Source organism: Brevibacillus sp. HB1.1, from assembly GCF_013332445.1.
GTDB lineage: Bacteria > Bacillota > Bacilli > Brevibacillales > Brevibacillaceae > Brevibacillus > Brevibacillus porteri.
Genome location: NZ_JABMIV010000002.1, coordinates 622,360 through 637,532 on the forward strand (window position 1 = coordinate 622,360; position 15,173 = coordinate 637,532).

The window sequence follows — 15,173 nt, forward strand, 5'->3', positions numbered from 1 at the left end:
CAACGGATTCCTTCTGTCTCGGTCCACACAGGCTCTGAGCAGATTTTTGTCCTTACACGTATTGCTTTAAGATTACACGATAGATACAAAAATACTCCGGGAGTACCGTTCACGAGGTGATACAGCCTCCAAATTGGAGTATAGCAAATGATTTAATCATTTGCACGATAATTGACATCAGCCGAATAAACTTTGTGGATCTGTCCCGCCTGATCCTCTACCTTGAGTACGCCTTCCTCATCCAAGCCAACGGCACGACCTTCAAACTGTTGTGAAATCGTCTGGAGGGACACCCATTTGCCAATGGTGTACGAATGATCCTCCCACTCTTGTTTTACACGCTCGAAGCCAGCCTGCAAATAGTGATCGTACTCTTCTTCAAAAATTCGGCAGAGTCGTTGGATAAACGAAACGCGCTTGAGTGGCTCGCCAGATTCAATACGAAGCGAAGTCGCAATCTGTGCCAGTTCTGACGGGAAATCTGACTCGACACTGTTGGCATTGAGTCCTATTCCGATAACTAAATAATTGACTCGATCAGATTCAGCATTTAGCTCTGTCAAAATCCCGCATACTTTTTTATCGCCGACAAAAATATCGTTCGGCCATTTGATTTTAACAGGCAACCCAGTCTCTTCCCGGATCGTTGTGGCTACAGCAACTGCCGTTAACAACGTCATCTGAGGTGTCTTCGGTAACGGAATCGCAGGTCGAATGATCAAGCTCATCCAAATCCCCGTTCCTTTTGCAGAATGCCACGGGCGGCCGAGTCTGCCTTTCCCACCTGTTTGCAGCTCTGCCAGCACAATCGTACCTTCTGCTGCTCCTTTTGCCGCAGCCTCGTGTGCGAGTGGCTGTGTAGATACCACCTCATCGTAAGCAATGACATTTTGACCGATCCGATTCGTTTCCAGTCCAGCCATGATTTCTGCTGCTGACAAGCGATCAGGGGCAACCAGCAGGCGATACCCCGATTTGCGTACCGCCTCTACCTCGTAACCATCCCGGCGCAGCTCTTCGATATGCTTCCAAACCGCCGTCCTAGAGCAACCACATGTTTGGCTTAATTCTTCACCAGAGATGAAACTACCGGGCTGGTCACGGAATGCTTGAAGGATGACTTGCTTAATGTTCATCTTGTGCAACCTCTTTCTTTGCAACTTCGACGAGTGCTTCTGGTGTATTTGGTAAACCGTGCAGAGCTGTTTGTCTAAGTAACGATTCCAAGACACGGACAATCCACTCGCCTGGCTTTTTCTGAATCGCTACTTGCAGGTCGAGCCCCGTGATTGCCAAATCCTTGATGGTTTTGACAGGCATGTTTTCGTATTGATCGAGGAGTGCTTGCATCGAAAACGATTGCCTCTCCTTCCACCAACACGCTTGCAATAAAAGGAAGAACTCGTTGCACGTGTCCAAACCGACTTCAAGCAGCAGTGGCCCCCACTCAATCGCTTGAGGGACATCCCATTGTGGCTGCAATCGCGTCAGAAGTTCAGCCAAGCAACAAATTGCTTCTGTTTCGCGCTTGGACATTTTGAGAAATTGGCATACTTCACGCGATTGCACAGGTGAATAATTCGCCGCAAACAGTAGCAACGACCATTTTTGCGTCACGTTTTGCAAATGATGCAACCGCCAGACATGCTCATTTGAGAGGACGAACAGTTTTTCTACCTCAGGGGCATAAGCCATGAGTCTCGTTTCATTCAACAGCTGACAACCTACCTCTGGGGCTTTGCTGTCGAGTGTTTTATTCAGCTCTTCCCTTATGCGCTCCACAGCAATATGAGCTAACAAAGGCGCAGTCTGTTTCATAGCAAGCATAGTCTGGTCTTCTATCGCAAAACCTAACTGGGAAGCAAAGCGCACACCTCGTAATAGCCGAAGGGCATCCTCCTGAAATCTCTCAAGCGGAATGCCTACAGCCCGAACCAGCCGAAGCTGCATATCCTCTCGTCCACCGAACGGGTCGTGCAATACTTGATGACGATCCATCGCCATTGCGTTCATCGTAAAATCTCGTCGCTCCAGATCGAGCCGAAGTTCTGAAACGAACTGAACTTCAGCGGGTCGACGGTAATCTTCATATTTTCCTTCCGTCCGAAACGTGGTTACTTCGAACATCTGCCCCTCTACTTTTACAGACACAGTACCGTGTTTCAGACCAGTCGGGACATGATCGGGAAACAATCGGATGACGTCGCCGGGATGGGCATTCGTACATATATCTATATCATGAACAGGTCGTTGTAAAAGCCAATCGCGGACGCAACCACCTACATAGTAAGCTTCGAAGCCGTGTTCCTCCAATCTGTCGAGAACACGCTTTGCCAATTCTATCGCCAATCCAATCCCCCCTTTCTGGTTTGCTCCGCCTGATCTAGACAAGGAGGCGTTTTCATGAGAGTTTTGTATGGATTGTTTATTTTTATATCCAAGATGCATCAATTAGCGAAAAGCTCAATCTTGCGTTCAAAAGCTTAGTTTTACACCGGATTGCTTGCCAGCAAGTTGGCGTAAAGTGCTTCATACTGAGAGGCGATCGTTTCGTGACAAAACGTTTTGCAGGATCGCTCGATGCTATTCGCGGAGAATTCGCGGTATAGCTCTTCGTTTTGCAAGAGACGTATCGTTTCTTTCGCCATGCCTTCAACGTCCCCAATTGGACGCAAGAAGCCGTTCACACCATCTAGGACGACTTCGGGCAAGCCTCCTGCCACTGTAGCGACGACAGGCACACCGCAAGCCATTGCTTCCAATGCGACGAGTCCGAAGCTTTCCTTTTCTGATGGAAGCAGCATGATGTCTGCCATCGACAATACCTCAGCGACGTCTTCTTGCTTGCCGAGGAAGCAAACATCGTCACTCAGACCGAGCTCAGCGATCATCTTGCGGACCAGACCCATTTCGGGACCTTCACCAATGAGGATCAGTCTGGATGGCACTTCTTCACGTACACGCGAAAATATTTCAATCACATCCGGCACTCGTTTGACCGGACGGAAATTAGAAATGTGCATAAGAATTTTTTCACCATTCGGTGCAAATACCTTTTTCAGCTTCGTAACCTCTTTCGGGTAATAACGCCGCTTGTCTACGAAGTTGTACACAGGAACAATTTCTTTTTCAACATGTAGCAGCTCTTGTGTTTGCCTGATCAAATCATGGGACACCGCTGTTACCAAATCGCTTCGCTCAATGCCGAAGCGGATCATATCACTCAAATTCGAGTCATACCCCAGAACAGTAATATCCGTCCCGTGCAAGGTGGTCACAATTTTCAAATGATCCCCTACCATTTGCTTGGCAAGGAACGCGCACAACGCATGTGGCACAGCATAATGCACATGTAATAAGTCCAGGTTTTCATTTTTCGCCACTTGTGCCATTCGGTTCGCCAAGGTCAAATCATAAGGTGGATATTTAAAAACATCATAGTTGTTCACTTCTACTTCATGATAAAAAATGTTCGGGTGAAACGCACCTAAGCGAAATGGCATTCCACCTGTGATGAAATGGACTTGATGTCCTCGCTCGGCCAATAGCTTGCCCAGCTCTGTGGCTACTACACCCGATCCGCCCAATGACGGATAGCAAGTAATCCCGATCTTCATACAGTGTCACTCCTTCTCACAAGCTCTTTAATACATACGGAGCTGCACTGACAAATCCTTCTGCGTAGGCTACACCAACCTGCTGACCAAACAGTCGCTCTCGATACTCGACAGATTCCAGATACCCGTTGGTAAGCGGTGTTTGAACGCCACCTTCTTCTAGCTCAAACTGACTACGGTAGCAACGCAGCGCCTCCATTTTTTGCGGATAAACAGCGGTGATATCCACGACAACCTGAGGCGTGACAGTTGAATTAATGAAATAGTAAAGGAATTGCGAAGGTCGATAGGCAGGCAAAGAAGGCTCTGGCAAATACTTGCGGATGCCCGCATTAAACACCGCCTCTCGAACGATTCGACTTACACTTTCGTGATCTGGATGACGATCCGCGAAATAAGGCGCAAGCACAATGGCTGGACGAGTTTCGCGAATGAGCTTGACGACACGTTCAATCGCACTTTCTCTGACTGCTTCCAAGCCACGATCAGGCAGGCCAAAGTTATAGCGAGCAGCCACTCCCATCACTTGGTCAGCTGCAGTCGCTTCTTGCTGCCTTCTTTCAACCGTTCCATTCGAAGACAATTCAGCATAGGTCAAGTCGAGAATCCCCACGCGCTTTCCCTGTTTAGCAGCCAAGATCAGACTGCCTGCCGCACCGATCTCGACATCGTCAGGATGAGCGCCGATTGCCAAAATATCGAGTGAACTCATACTTCATTCTCCTCATGCACCACTTCACGCCAATCCAGTTGTCCCAGTTCCAAAGCCTTCAGCATGATTTCTGCCGAACCGAGATTGGTGGCAAACGGTATCTTGTGCACATCACACAGTCGAAGCAGTGCGATAATATCAGGCTCATGTGGTTGAGAGGTAAGCGGATCACGCAAAAAGATAATCAAATCCATCTCATTGCGGGCGATCATCGCACCGATTTGTTGATCGCCTCCTAATGGCCCTGACAGAAATCGGGTTAGGGACAGCGACGTAGCTTCCATGATTCGCGACCCAGTTGTTCCTGTGGCATACAGGTCATGTTTTGCCAAAATGGATTCATAGGCCATCGCTAGTTGCACAATCTGTTCTTTCATTCGATCATGGGCAATCAATGCAATTTTCAAGAAAACCTCTCCCTTTATGGCTGGGTATCGTGTGTATGTTAATCAAACGTTTAATCAATCAGATGTTCCAATCCGTAAATCAATCCGTTCATATTCATTACAGCTTTAATGGCCATATTCACGCCTGGCATGAAAGATTCCCGGTTAATCGAATCATGGCGAATAGACAGCGTTTGGCCTGTTGCACCAAACAAAACCTCCTGATGAGCAACCATACCTGGAAGACGGACACTGTGAATCCGGAATCCTTCGTAATCTGCTCCGCGAGCGCCTGGAATCGTTTCTACCTCTTCAGGATGCCCTTGCTTGAGCTCTTCCCGAACGGCTGCAATCATCTCAGCGGTCTTCAAAGCAGTTCCGCTTGGCGCATCCAGCTTGCGGTCATGATGCAACTCGATAATTTCCACATGCGGCATATATTTTGCTGCCATTGCGGAAAACTTCATACATAGAATCGCGCCGATTGCAAAATTCGGGGCAATGATAGCACCCAGTCCCGCTTCTTTATAGCGCGCAGTCATCTCTTGCAGCTGTTCTGCTGTCAGGCCCGTAGTTCCGACAACTGGTCTCACACCACGAACCAAACAGAGCTCCATATGACGGTAAACCGTATGGGGTGTAGTAAAGTCGACCAGAACATCCGGCTTCATTTCGTCCAGTTGTTGATTGATTTTCTCTTCGCTCACACGCGTATCCAGATTGCCAGTAAAAACAAGTGAGGTATCCTGCGCTAGCATTTTCACTACCTCTTGCCCCATTCGACCATTTGCGCCTGCAACTGCTACACGAATTTGTTTAGTCATGCTGCTCGTTCTCCTCTATTCTCGTCCAGCGATCTTTATCGCGAGTATTAAACTTGTGCATAATACGATCAAACGCTTCCTGCAAATCGATTCCGAGCGAGTTTGCGAAACAAATCACGATGAAGAGTACGTCACCCAGCTCTTCCTCTACTGTTTTTTCGCCTTCGTCCTTTTTCTTCGGTTTTTCTCCATAAAAATGGTTAATCTCTCTGGCTAATTCCCCTACTTCTTCTGTCATTCTAGCCAGCATCGAAAGCGGAGAAAAATATCCTTCTTTAAATTGCGATATGTATTGATCAACTTCTTGCTGCATCTCTTGCATCGTCTTTTGCCGTTCCATCCGCCCACTCCTTTTTTCACAGTCTTCTCTCTTTCACCTATCGTACTAAAAAAGGCTTGGTTTGCCAAATCACAATACTTCGTCTTTCCAGCATATGGACAATCAAACGAGCGTTCATTTATAATGGCTTTCGGATAGCCCTCAGGTAACTCAAGTATTACCTGCACATCATGTCCGGGGGGAAGCCATTCCTGATCCGGCGAACAGGAGGACATATGAAAATTCGTCTTGATAGTATCTTTGCCATTATCATCGGTTCTGCCATTATGGGATTTGGTATTAATGCGTTCAACATTCCCAACCATTTAGCTGAGGGCGGTATCACTGGTATCAGTATTTTGATCAAGCTGTTAGTTCCATCTGTGGATCAGGGGGTCGTCTTCTTCGTCCTAAACGTACCGTTATTTTTTCTAGGCTGGAAAATTCTTGGACGAACTTCTTTTTTCTACACGATTTTGGGAACGGTTTCACTCTCCGTCTTCTTATCCTTGTTTGATGGAGTTCTTCCGCTTCAAATGAAGGATCGCTTGCTCGCCTCCCTCTATGCCGGGGTAGCTGTCGGAGTCGGTTTAGGGATTATCTTCCGTTACGGCGGGACAACCGGCGGTGTGGACATCATTGCCAGACTGCTTCAGAAATACATGGGTATCAGTATGGGGAGGACGTTGTTTTTCGGTGACATCTTAGTCATTGGGGCGTCCCTCGTCTATTTGAATCTGGAAAGCGCCATGTACACACTTGTCGTCGTCTTTATCGCAGCACGTGTCATCGACTTTTTCCAGGATGGGGCATATGCCGGCAAAGCACTGACGATCATTTCCAACGAAGCGGACAAGATTGCCAATCAAATCCTTGAATTCGGTCGTGGTGTTACCCTTTTAGCAGGAAAAGGCGCCTACTCTGGTGATGAAAAGAAAGTAATCTATGTGGTTATCAGCCGCAACGAAGTGATGCGTTTTAAAAATATCGTGCAAGAAATTGACCCGCATGCCTTTGTCATCGTCAACGATGTTCATGAGGTACTCGGAGAAGGCTTTACTCTAGACGAAAACAAGAAACCGCTTCACGACTAGCACGAAGCAGAACAGCAAAAACCCTTGCCTTTTCGTACAGGCAAGGGTTTTTGCATCCATTAAGTCGAACGGATTTCTCCGTCATATTTCTTCCACGCCACATAAGATAAGGCCATGATCAATGCAATCGAAATCGAGGCGAGAATGACAATAGGTGAATCTGGACGCATCATTAAGCGAGCAAACGTACTCTTTTCTTCTCCCACAAAAGCCACTTGAAAAGAGCTGTTCAATTCTCGCAATGCCTCTCGTACTAGTTGCCAATCTACCTGGCTGTTTCGCATCTCTTTGGATATGATATCGTACGCAACCGTAATCGAGGACATTTGCCCCTCTGGGAGCTGAATACTCATCCCCGGCTTAATGGCCAAAAATAATCGGTAATTCTCATCGAACTGTTCGCGAAACTGACTGAAATTCCGATCAACAGCCGATAGCTGCAGGTTTTGGACCTGCGTTACGAGAGAAGGATAGTAGCTACGCCACATCGGCTGGTGATCATGCGTCAGAGCATCTATGGCGATACGGACCCGCGTGGCATGCCACAGCAATTGCTGTTCACTTGCGTTTGCGGAAGCAAAGCTTTGCTTGGCTGCCAGTATGGACTGTGTCACTGCATTCAGACTCTCAATTCGTATCGGATTGGGCAAATGCTGGTTCGGGAATCGTTCTGCCAGCTGTACAATGCGCTGCTCTGCCCCTTCAAGATCTCCCTTTTTTGCATACGTCAGTAACTCATGCGCAATTTGATCCAATGCGGCCAACTGCTTTTCTTCTATCGGTTGATTCAGCTTCGAGTACAAATTATGAATGGGCCACGACAAGAACAACCCGATCATGAGAAAGAATAATAAAAACCGGATGTTTTTCTTCAACGCAAATAACCTCCTTCCCTAGTACAGCCTATGGAAAGGAGGACAAGATTAGACCTTATTTGTCGTATACTTCATATTCACCCACCAGATCACCGAGATCGAGATCAGACTGAGAAGAACCGTAAACAAACCGACGAAGCCTTCATACGGATCCAGTACACTCGGCAGCCACGGATGGATGTCCATGACGTAATCGAGAAAATCATTATTTAGTGTCCACAGCGCAGCGATTCCCACCGGCAGAAGACTTAGCTTGTAAAAACGCGCATACAAAACAGATTCCACAGCCATGCCGGTGTGGGAAATGATTAGCATCACGTCTGTCCAACGCACTTCATTGCCCATCATCCAACCAGCCACGATAATGCAGACGGCCCAGACACCGTACTTAAAATTGGTGATGCCAGCCAAAGCTTCCAGTACAGGAATGTGGCGACCCAACAAATAGGTAAGGAGTACAAGCGAAAAAAGTCCGCTACCTGTCGGGCTGTCTGGAACAAAAGGAATCAAATATGCTGGTGTCTCAGCTAATTGGTTACCGTACCAGATAAATCCATATATGGTTCCCAAAAAGTTGACGACGAACAGCGTCCAAAGAAACCACCTTTTGCCCAAAGATTGCCGAAACCACTCCCATATCCAGATCATCTATAATCGTCTCCCGCTGTGTACGCCGCTAACGAAAAAGCTGACCGCATTACCAGCCAGCTTTTCCCCTATTAGCTTATTTCAAGCCAGCCATGTATTCAGCTAGCTTTGCGATTTCTGCATCATCTTTGATCATACCGCCTGGCATTGCGCCTTTACCGTTCTTGATGACATCAGTAATCTTGGCTGCATCCAAAGTTGCACCGATTTTTTGGAGGTTTGGACCCATGCCACCCTCCATGTTTTTACCATGGCATCCCATACAGCTTGTTTGCGCTTTCCAAAGCGCATCTGCTTTAAAGCTGGTGTCAGCTGGAGCAGGTGCAGTTGCACTTGATCCCTGTTTACCACCAGTTCCTTTACCTTTATCAGGGTGAGCCAGATGATATTCATGGTTTGCCGCCCAAGTCAGGTAGAAAATACCAACGAGTGCCGTCAGCATCAAGCCTGTAGCAACTGGACGTTTGCTAGGACGACGCTCTTTGCTGGTATCCAGCCAAGGTGCCAGCATCAGTGCACCAAATGCGATACCTGGAATAACAACGATTCCAAGAACGACCCAATCCCCTGCAGCCCATGGATATTTCAGCAATTGATACAGGAACAAGAAGTACCAGTCTGGCAACGGAATGAATGAAGTATCATTCGGGTTTGCTTTGTCTGTCAACGGCGACGGATGTGAAACCGTCAACACGAGGAAGCCAACTAAGCAAACGGCTGCCACCATCCACTCTTTCAACAGGAAGTTTGGCCAAAACGGCTCGTTTTTACCTGGAAAGTCGGAGTAGGATGGAGAAATGTTTGGGATACGCTTCGCCGATACTCGGGAATCTCCGACGAAGGTAGCATCTTTATCTTGTTTTGCCATGCTATTTCCTCCTTTTTTCGAAGACCGATTATAGTGGACCCGAGATACCTTGCGAACGGATCATAACAAAGTGAGCTCCCAACAGTCCAAGCAGTGCGCCTGGCAGGAAGAACACGTGAATCGCGAAGAAGCGAGTAAGCGTTTGCGCACCTAGAATGTCTCCACCTGTGAGCAATGTTTTCACATACGGACCGATAAATGGTACCGAGTCTGCGATCTGCACACCTACTTTGGTCGCAAAGTATGCGGTGTTATCCCAAGGCAACAGGTAACCTGTGAAACCGAGGCCCAGCATAACGAAGAAAATCAGTACGCCGACTACCCAGTTCAATTCACGAGGCTTTTTGTATGCACCTGTAAAGAATACACGCAAAGTATGTAGGAACATCATCACGATTACCAAGCTCGCGCCCCAGTGATGCATACCGCGTACGATTACCCCGAACGCTACTTCGTTCTGCAGGTACTTAACGGATTCGTAAGCATTGATAACGTCTGGTACATAGTACATCGTCAAGAACATACCAGACAAGATTTGAATAACGGTAATAAAGAACGTAAGTCCACCAAAGCAGTAAACAAAAGCTGAAAAATGATGTGCCGGGTTCACGTGCTCAGGTACTTCGTGGTCAGCCAAGTCACGCCACATCGGAGTGATGTTTAAGCGCTCATCGACCCAATCATACATTTTTTGCATCATGTTAGCCGTTCACCCCCGGACGAGGATTTGCTTTTACTTTACCTAAATACAATTTTCCATCTTTGACTTCTGTCTCATACTCATCCAGAGAGGCCGTCGGTGGCGTTCCCAAAATGTGCTCGCCATTGATCGAATAACGACCCATGTGGCAAGGACAGAAGTACTCATTTGGTTGTCCTGGGCCAGTTCCCCAGTCAACCGTACACCCTAAGTGCTTACAGATCGGGGACAGAGCAAGAATCTCACCCTTGTCGTTCTTGGTAACCCATGCAGTAAGTGTAGATTCTGATTCATACCAACCGTCCTTGGTATGGACCTTGAATTCTACGCGTTTTGGCACGGCACTAAACTCATCCGGACTGCCGACAGCTACTTTATCTCCACCTGCATGTCCTTGCAGAAGGGGGTCTACCGCAAAGCGAATCATTGGGGTGATCATTCCCGCAGCAAGGAATCCGCCAGTTCCCATCAGGGCGTAGTTCAAAAATGTACGCCTGGAAATTTCGCGTTTGTCTCCCATATCTTTTTTCCCTCCTTATCCTGTAAAATAGCGCTACGATGGCATTTTCATACATATACACTAGGTCAATCCCAATCATAGCTAACGCCTATAAAGATGTCAAGAATGTCCAGTGGACATGTCTTTACCCAAACGATGTGTGACAGGATATTGTTGCCAGATTGTCAAATTTATGACCTTGCCCCACCCAATTTTCTGTAGTATTACCGGAAAACGCTTTCTCTATTGCGTCTCTTTTTTTAGTCAAAACGATTATCCTCGCCCGGTTTGCCACAACTTGATGACCTCTTTGTATAGCACATCCACGGTCACTTCGAAACGCAAAGAAGATTCCAGGTCTTCATCCCCTACCAATAAAGTCAACACGCCTTCTTCCGTTCGTTCCTTTAATTGAATCTGTTCTCCCCGAAAATGAAGCAGTACTTTATAGGGGAATTCCGCCGGTGTTCGTTGTTCCAGCTGCTCTTCTCCTATTTGATAGCTTAACGGAAATAGCAATACGCGTCCCTTCAGTCGCTGCTCAATCCCCGCCGCTACATTTAATAAGTAGTTCATGCGTACAACATGCTCTTCTACTTTTCTGTCCGAGTTGTACAAATAAAGAGGGAGCAGCGCGGTATCCACAAAGGACCGCAACTCCTCCCAGTTTTCAAAATCGTTCAAGTTCCACTGCATAGAGCTGTCTCCTCATTTCCTTGTTCATTTCTGGAAACAAGCGTACCATGAATGGTTGGAGACTCGCAATAACGCATACGATTATGTATTTAGGCTTGCTCGTAAGCCATGATTTCTTTTAATTCGTCTGTTAAGCGCAAAAACAATTCTTTGTTCTTCGATGCAAGAGCCTCATCAATCTCCTGGATTAGCGTGCGCTTGCGATATTGACGCATTTGCTCATCGATCACCATTTCAGATAGCAAACCGGAAACCATTTGATTGTTCGTTCCGTACGCGTTGGAATAGAAATTCGGCCACTCCATACCCATCCCTCACTTCAATAAAATAGTCGTTTCGGTAAAACCATTGTATTTTCGAAGCCAAGTCTGGCTCGCATACGTTGCGGTGTATAACCACTGCCCCTGTTCGTCTTGTCCGACGCGCAACAATCCTAGATGGACCATCATTTTGCATACCCGATTCACCAAGATATCTGTAGGCGAATCGTAGTAAAACTCTTTCATCCAATGGAGTAGCGTGTCCATCAGCGATTGCTGACTTACCCATCCACCCGACGCGATCAACGGAATGAGCTGAACCAGCATCGGCAAGTTCGGGACAGCCCGCTTGTACAGCCTCATCCAGAAGCGAATGACATCATGGTACAATTGATCGTTATACGGTTGCTCCAGTCGCTCCCTACCCGCTTCCGTTACTGCTACCTTGCCGTCCACTTCTACAATCCATCGGTGATAGTAGCAGAAATCGTAGAGCAAAGAAAAACGGTCAGGGTATAAATCAAAATGCAGCCCGTACCCAAAACGCCATTTTTGCGGCAAAAGCGGCTCTTCTTTTACGTACAAAAATTGAAAAAGCTGCTGCTGATGACGCTTGTACATGCCACCTTCTGCGGTTAGCGGTACTGGCTCCTGCTGGAGAAATTGTAAAAATTGCATGATATCATCACAGAGTGCTGTTCCCTCATCCCTATAAGCTTGCGGACCGGGATGAAGCAATGCGTTTAAATCACGCCATTTTGTCAGCCACGCTTGCAAGTACGGCTCACGGATGTCCAGCGGAATTTGATACTGCCCTATGGTTTTACTTTTCGCCGGAAAAATCCATCCTCGCTTCATTGCTGCTGCGACAAACTTCCGTCCTTCCTCCTGCTTTTTTTCCTTTTCACACTCCAGTGCCACCCCAGCTTTCGCCAACAAATCCTCAAGCGACATGACCGTACGCTTGTCCAGGAACAATTGGAGCAAAAAATGGGTTTCTGCACTGCTCAGCTGCTCAACTGCTTGAGAGATTGTCAACTTGTGCCTCAAGCTAGACAACAGTGACGTAATCAATTCGTTTTTGGAATGAGGGTTGCATTCGCATCCGTAATGGTTGGCAATCTGATGGAGCTGCCGGATATCGGTGTACACCAAGATCTCAGCCAAGTTCATCTGTGCATCCCTTCTTTACGATGGCTTACTTGTCTCTCATTCTTGCCAAAATGCGGAAAAATAAACAGGAAGCCACCGAAGTGACTTCCTGTTTGTCGATTTTTTATTGCTCCTCTTCGGATTCATGGTCCCATTGGTCGTGAAGCTGTTGGTATTCTTTCGCTTCCTCATAGCGCCCGGCTTGAGTCAAAAGAGCGATCAGCCTGCGGATTTGATCCAAATCGAACCCTGACAACGATACATATTGCTTTAGGGCCTCAATAGCTGCTTCTGTTTTCCCCATCGAAAGATTCACATCTGCAGCTAATGGGTACGCAGCCACATACTCCTCGTCAACCGCTTGCAAACTGCTGACCAATTCGGCTGCTTCATCCAGTCGTCCTACGTGGAATGCCATCAGTGCACATCCGTAGAGTACTTCTGGCGAACGATCCATGACCAGCGCCTGACGGAATACTTGGTAAGCCTGTTCGAATTGACCGCTTTGAGCGTACGAGCGCCCCTTTGTCAAAAGCATGGACAGACTTTCATCCCCAGCTTGTTCCAGGAGCTTCATTGCTTTCTCGTCATCTCCAATGCGGAAATACAAGTTACCCAGCGCTGCCATAATATCTTGGTTATCTGGCTCCTTCAGTCTTGCTTGCTCCAAATATTTGACCGCTACTTCATCTAAATCTTGGAGGGAATACAGATCCGCTAGCAACAAGTCCAACTGGATGCTTTCAAAGCCAGATTCTTTGCATTCATAGAGAAGATGTTGCGCCGTCTCAAAATCACTGGAATCCAAAGCAATCTCTGCTAGCAGCAGCTGGCATTCTCTGCGCAAAGAGGAATCCATTTGCGGATTTTTGCCCATGACATCTGTCAGCAATTGACTCGCCTCTTCCAAATGACCGAGTCGATACCAGACCTCCGCCAAATACATCATGACATCCGGCAAATCCTTTCCATGCTCCTGAACCTTTTGCAGAGCGGTCAAGCCCAACTCCACTTCATCGTTTTCAATCCGCTTGATCGCTTCGTCTATGACATACAGCCACTTTTTCGGCATTTCTTTCACCTCATATGTATTTTGCGTGGCCTTGTTGCTCTACGCGCTTGCTGAACAACCACTCTAATAAAATAGCCACAAAAGACCGTCCGAAGACGGTCTTTTCTTTTACTCTTGATCATATACCATTATGCTCGCGTTAGCCAGCTCATTGTAAGAACAGTAATAAGGATTCCAAAAATACTAAGCACAATGCTGTAATTCGGCTTGGCTAAATCAGTAGAAGTCGGCTTTCCATCGAGCGGTACGATCGATGCAGTAGCATGTTCCAGTGAATCACCTTGCGACGTATACGGCTGTGCTTCTACCACGTATGTACCGTCGTCTGTTTGCATGGAAGAAGAAATGACTTGCGCCTTTGGCGTGTTAATCTCCATGACTTCTCCGTTAATAATGAGAGAATTCGCATGCTCCGTGGTACTTGTATTCACATATAAAGTGAATGAAAAGACCATGAGCAACAAAACCGCTACACTCGCACCCATGCGTCGCATTCTCGCTGTCACGCTGAAAATTTTTCTGCCGATCGGGATCGCCCACTGCTCTTCCGATAAAATACGGGCCATCACCGCGTCTACAATGGAACGTGATGGAGTTACAGAATGATATTCTTCTTTATCCATTTCCATCCACTCACCACTGTCCGACCAAATCTCATAGTCGGAACGACAGGCATAGCATGCTGCCATATGGTGATCAACCCGACGTTGGGTCACCTCAGGCAACAGATTTTCGGCGTATTCAGGCAGCATTTCCTGAACTTCTTCACATCTCATCATCGATTCATCCCTTCAGCTTCATCCAAATGAGGGTCCAGGATGTAGTTTTCCAACTGTCCACGAATACTTTGCCGCGCTCGAAACAGTAGAGACTTCACAGAGCTAACTGTTAAATCCAGAATCGTAGCGATTTCTGTGTAATCCATTTGTTCGTACTCGCGTAATATCAGTGCTGAGCGTTGCTTCTCTGGTAGACTGTTGATTGCCAGTCTTACCATGCTCTCCCGTTCATTCCGGAGCAAAACTTGCTCAGGCAGTGTCTTGGGAGATGCCATAGGCACTTGCAACGTATCATCCAGATACACATCAGAATTGCGACTCTTGCGCAATTCACTGAGTACGGAGTTGCGTGCAATCGTATAGAGCCAGGTGGAGAATGTAGCTTCTACATCTCGGAAAGAATGAATGCTCTTATACGCCTTGTAAAACGTCTCCTGACATATATCCTCCGCTATATGCTCTAAATGTGCCTGACGCAAAAGATGAGTGACAAATGAGAGGATCTTTTTTTCATATCGACGAATCAGTTCAGCATAGCATTCCAGATTACCTTCTTTAATCTCTCGGATAAGCTGGGAATCGGTCATGATCAGGATTACCTCCTTGCGATTCCGATCCCTCAGCGGCCTTTTGCATAATTAGACTGCTGGGGATGTAAAAAGTTGCGCGACC

19 protein-coding genes are annotated in these 15,173 nt (G+C 47.1%); 1 reads left to right on the forward strand and 18 read right to left on the reverse strand.

Annotated elements, in window-relative coordinates; genetic code table 11:
• Positions 1 to 152 precede the first annotated feature (152 nt).
• From HPY27_RS07740 to HPY27_RS07770, 7 genes are all read right to left on the reverse strand, one after another.
• Entirely contained in the window at positions 153 to 1,136 is a 984-nt protein-coding gene (locus HPY27_RS07740) for a biotin--[acetyl-CoA-carboxylase] ligase (protein WP_017248145.1), read from the reverse strand.
• Positions 1,126 to 2,349, reverse strand: a complete 1,224-nt coding sequence (locus HPY27_RS07745; RefSeq protein ID WP_174224732.1) for a CCA tRNA nucleotidyltransferase — start codon at positions 2,347 to 2,349, stop codon at positions 1,126 to 1,128. The genes HPY27_RS07740 and HPY27_RS07745 overlap by 11 nt, the downstream gene beginning before the upstream one ends.
• 140 nt (positions 2,350 to 2,489) lie before the next feature.
• Positions 2,490 to 3,617: an N-acetyl-alpha-D-glucosaminyl L-malate synthase BshA gene (bshA, locus tag HPY27_RS07750; RefSeq protein WP_017248143.1), complete on the reverse strand. Its 1,128-nt coding sequence runs from the start codon at positions 3,615 to 3,617 to the stop codon at positions 2,490 to 2,492.
• 16 nt (positions 3,618 to 3,633) lie between these two features.
• Complete coding sequence (bshB1, locus tag HPY27_RS07755) at positions 3,634 to 4,329, reverse strand: bacillithiol biosynthesis deacetylase BshB1 (RefSeq protein ID WP_017248142.1); 696 nt, start codon at positions 4,327 to 4,329, stop codon at positions 3,634 to 3,636.
• On the reverse strand, positions 4,326 to 4,736 hold the full coding sequence (locus tag HPY27_RS07760) for a methylglyoxal synthase (RefSeq protein ID WP_017248141.1): 411 nt from the start codon (positions 4,734 to 4,736) through the stop codon (positions 4,326 to 4,328). The genes bshB1 and HPY27_RS07760 overlap by 4 nt, the downstream gene beginning before the upstream one ends.
• Positions 4,737 to 4,786: 50 nt before the next feature.
• Positions 4,787 to 5,539 (reverse strand): 4-hydroxy-tetrahydrodipicolinate reductase, encoded by a 753-nt coding sequence (gene dapB / locus HPY27_RS07765; RefSeq protein ID WP_017248140.1) that lies wholly within the window; start codon positions 5,537 to 5,539, stop codon positions 4,787 to 4,789.
• Entirely contained in the window at positions 5,532 to 5,879 is a 348-nt protein-coding gene (locus tag HPY27_RS07770; RefSeq protein ID WP_016740047.1) for a nucleotide pyrophosphohydrolase, read from the reverse strand. Before HPY27_RS07770 ends, dapB begins: the two co-directional genes overlap by 8 nt.
• 215 nt (positions 5,880 to 6,094) lie before the next feature.
• Here HPY27_RS07770 and HPY27_RS07775 point away from each other — a divergent pair, with 215 nt between their 5' ends.
• Positions 6,095 to 6,952, forward strand: coding sequence for a YitT family protein (locus HPY27_RS07775; RefSeq protein WP_017248139.1), 858 nt, complete (start codon positions 6,095 to 6,097; stop codon positions 6,950 to 6,952).
• A 59-nt stretch (positions 6,953 to 7,011) separates the two neighbouring features.
• Here the strand turns inward: HPY27_RS07775 and HPY27_RS07780 are convergent, their stop codons facing one another.
• The 11 genes from HPY27_RS07780 to HPY27_RS07830 all read right to left on the reverse strand — a co-directional run bounded on the left by HPY27_RS07780 (position 7,012) and on the right by HPY27_RS07830 (position 15,088).
• Positions 7,012 to 7,827, reverse strand: coding sequence for a sporulation protein YpjB (locus HPY27_RS07780; protein WP_017248138.1), 816 nt, complete (start codon positions 7,825 to 7,827; stop codon positions 7,012 to 7,014).
• A gap of 48 nt (positions 7,828 to 7,875) precedes the next feature.
• Positions 7,876 to 8,475 carry a DUF1405 domain-containing protein gene (locus HPY27_RS07785; protein ID WP_017248137.1) on the reverse strand — a complete coding sequence of 200 codons (600 nt, stop codon included), beginning with the start codon at positions 8,473 to 8,475 and terminating at the stop codon, positions 7,876 to 7,878.
• Between the two features lie 76 nt (positions 8,476 to 8,551).
• The gene (locus HPY27_RS07790) at positions 8,552 to 9,343 is read right to left on the reverse strand and encodes a menaquinol-cytochrome c reductase cytochrome b/c subunit (RefSeq protein ID WP_017248136.1); all 792 of its coding nucleotides are present in this window, start codon (positions 9,341 to 9,343) and stop codon (positions 8,552 to 8,554) included.
• A gap of 28 nt (positions 9,344 to 9,371) precedes the next feature.
• Positions 9,372 to 10,043, reverse strand: a complete 672-nt coding sequence (gene qcrB, locus HPY27_RS07795) for a menaquinol-cytochrome c reductase cytochrome b subunit (protein ID WP_012686173.1) — start codon at positions 10,041 to 10,043, stop codon at positions 9,372 to 9,374.
• Position 10,044: 1 nt separating this feature from the next.
• Positions 10,045 to 10,563, reverse strand: coding sequence for a Rieske (2Fe-2S) protein (locus tag HPY27_RS07800; RefSeq protein ID WP_007716590.1), 519 nt, complete (start codon positions 10,561 to 10,563; stop codon positions 10,045 to 10,047).
• A 252-nt stretch (positions 10,564 to 10,815) separates the two neighbouring features.
• On the reverse strand, positions 10,816 to 11,238 hold the full coding sequence (locus HPY27_RS07805) for a DUF2487 family protein (protein ID WP_017248135.1): 423 nt from the start codon (positions 11,236 to 11,238) through the stop codon (positions 10,816 to 10,818).
• Between the two features lie 89 nt (positions 11,239 to 11,327).
• Positions 11,328 to 11,543, reverse strand: a complete 216-nt coding sequence (locus tag HPY27_RS07810; protein ID WP_007716588.1) for an IDEAL domain-containing protein — start codon at positions 11,541 to 11,543, stop codon at positions 11,328 to 11,330.
• Positions 11,544 to 11,552: 9 nt separating this feature from the next.
• On the reverse strand, positions 11,553 to 12,671 hold the full coding sequence (locus HPY27_RS07815) for a hypothetical protein (protein WP_174224733.1): 1,119 nt from the start codon (positions 12,669 to 12,671) through the stop codon (positions 11,553 to 11,555).
• Between the two features lie 103 nt (positions 12,672 to 12,774).
• Positions 12,775 to 13,722 (reverse strand): tetratricopeptide repeat protein, encoded by a 948-nt coding sequence (locus HPY27_RS07820; RefSeq protein WP_017248133.1) that lies wholly within the window; start codon positions 13,720 to 13,722, stop codon positions 12,775 to 12,777.
• Between the two features lie 128 nt (positions 13,723 to 13,850).
• Positions 13,851 to 14,501 carry a zf-HC2 domain-containing protein gene (locus HPY27_RS07825; protein ID WP_174224734.1) on the reverse strand — a complete coding sequence of 217 codons (651 nt, stop codon included), beginning with the start codon at positions 14,499 to 14,501 and terminating at the stop codon, positions 13,851 to 13,853.
• On the reverse strand, positions 14,498 to 15,088 hold the full coding sequence (locus tag HPY27_RS07830) for an RNA polymerase sigma factor (RefSeq protein WP_007716581.1): 591 nt from the start codon (positions 15,086 to 15,088) through the stop codon (positions 14,498 to 14,500). The genes HPY27_RS07825 and HPY27_RS07830 overlap by 4 nt, the downstream gene beginning before the upstream one ends.
• Between the last annotated feature and the right edge of the window lie 85 nt (positions 15,089 to 15,173).

Excerpts from the sequence above, each read along its gene's own strand:
- HPY27_RS07740 (WP_017248145.1), bottom strand. The coding sequence starts at position 1,136 with ATGAACATTAAGCAAGTCATCCTTCAAGCATTCCGTGACCAGCCCGGT.
- bshA (WP_017248143.1), bottom strand. The coding sequence starts at position 3,617 with ATGAAGATCGGGATTACTTGCTATCCGTCATTGGGCGGATCGGGTGTA.
- bshB1 (WP_017248142.1), bottom strand. The coding sequence starts at position 4,329 with ATGAGTTCACTCGATATTTTGGCAATCGGCGCTCATCCTGACGATGTC.
- dapB (WP_017248140.1), bottom strand. The coding sequence starts at position 5,539 with ATGACTAAACAAATTCGTGTAGCAGTTGCAGGCGCAAATGGTCGAATG.
- HPY27_RS07770 (WP_016740047.1), bottom strand. The coding sequence starts at position 5,879 with ATGGAACGGCAAAAGACGATGCAAGAGATGCAGCAAGAAGTTGATCAA.
- HPY27_RS07775 (WP_017248139.1), top strand. The coding sequence starts at position 6,095 with ATGAAAATTCGTCTTGATAGTATCTTTGCCATTATCATCGGTTCTGCC.
- HPY27_RS07785 (WP_017248137.1), bottom strand. The coding sequence starts at position 8,475 with ATGATCTGGATATGGGAGTGGTTTCGGCAATCTTTGGGCAAAAGGTGG.
- HPY27_RS07790 (WP_017248136.1), bottom strand. The coding sequence starts at position 9,343 with ATGGCAAAACAAGATAAAGATGCTACCTTCGTCGGAGATTCCCGAGTA.
- qcrB (WP_012686173.1), bottom strand. The coding sequence starts at position 10,043 with ATGATGCAAAAAATGTATGATTGGGTCGATGAGCGCTTAAACATCACT.
- HPY27_RS07800 (WP_007716590.1), bottom strand. The coding sequence starts at position 10,563 with ATGGGAGACAAACGCGAAATTTCCAGGCGTACATTTTTGAACTACGCC.
- HPY27_RS07805 (WP_017248135.1), bottom strand. The coding sequence starts at position 11,238 with ATGCAGTGGAACTTGAACGATTTTGAAAACTGGGAGGAGTTGCGGTCC.
- HPY27_RS07810 (WP_007716588.1), bottom strand. The coding sequence starts at position 11,543 with ATGGAGTGGCCGAATTTCTATTCCAACGCGTACGGAACGAACAATCAA.
- HPY27_RS07815 (WP_174224733.1), bottom strand. The coding sequence starts at position 12,671 with ATGAACTTGGCTGAGATCTTGGTGTACACCGATATCCGGCAGCTCCAT.
- HPY27_RS07820 (WP_017248133.1), bottom strand. The coding sequence starts at position 13,722 with ATGCCGAAAAAGTGGCTGTATGTCATAGACGAAGCGATCAAGCGGATT.
- HPY27_RS07825 (WP_174224734.1), bottom strand. The coding sequence starts at position 14,501 with ATGATGAGATGTGAAGAAGTTCAGGAAATGCTGCCTGAATACGCCGAA.
- HPY27_RS07830 (WP_007716581.1), bottom strand. The coding sequence starts at position 15,088 with ATGACCGATTCCCAGCTTATCCGAGAGATTAAAGAAGGTAATCTGGAA.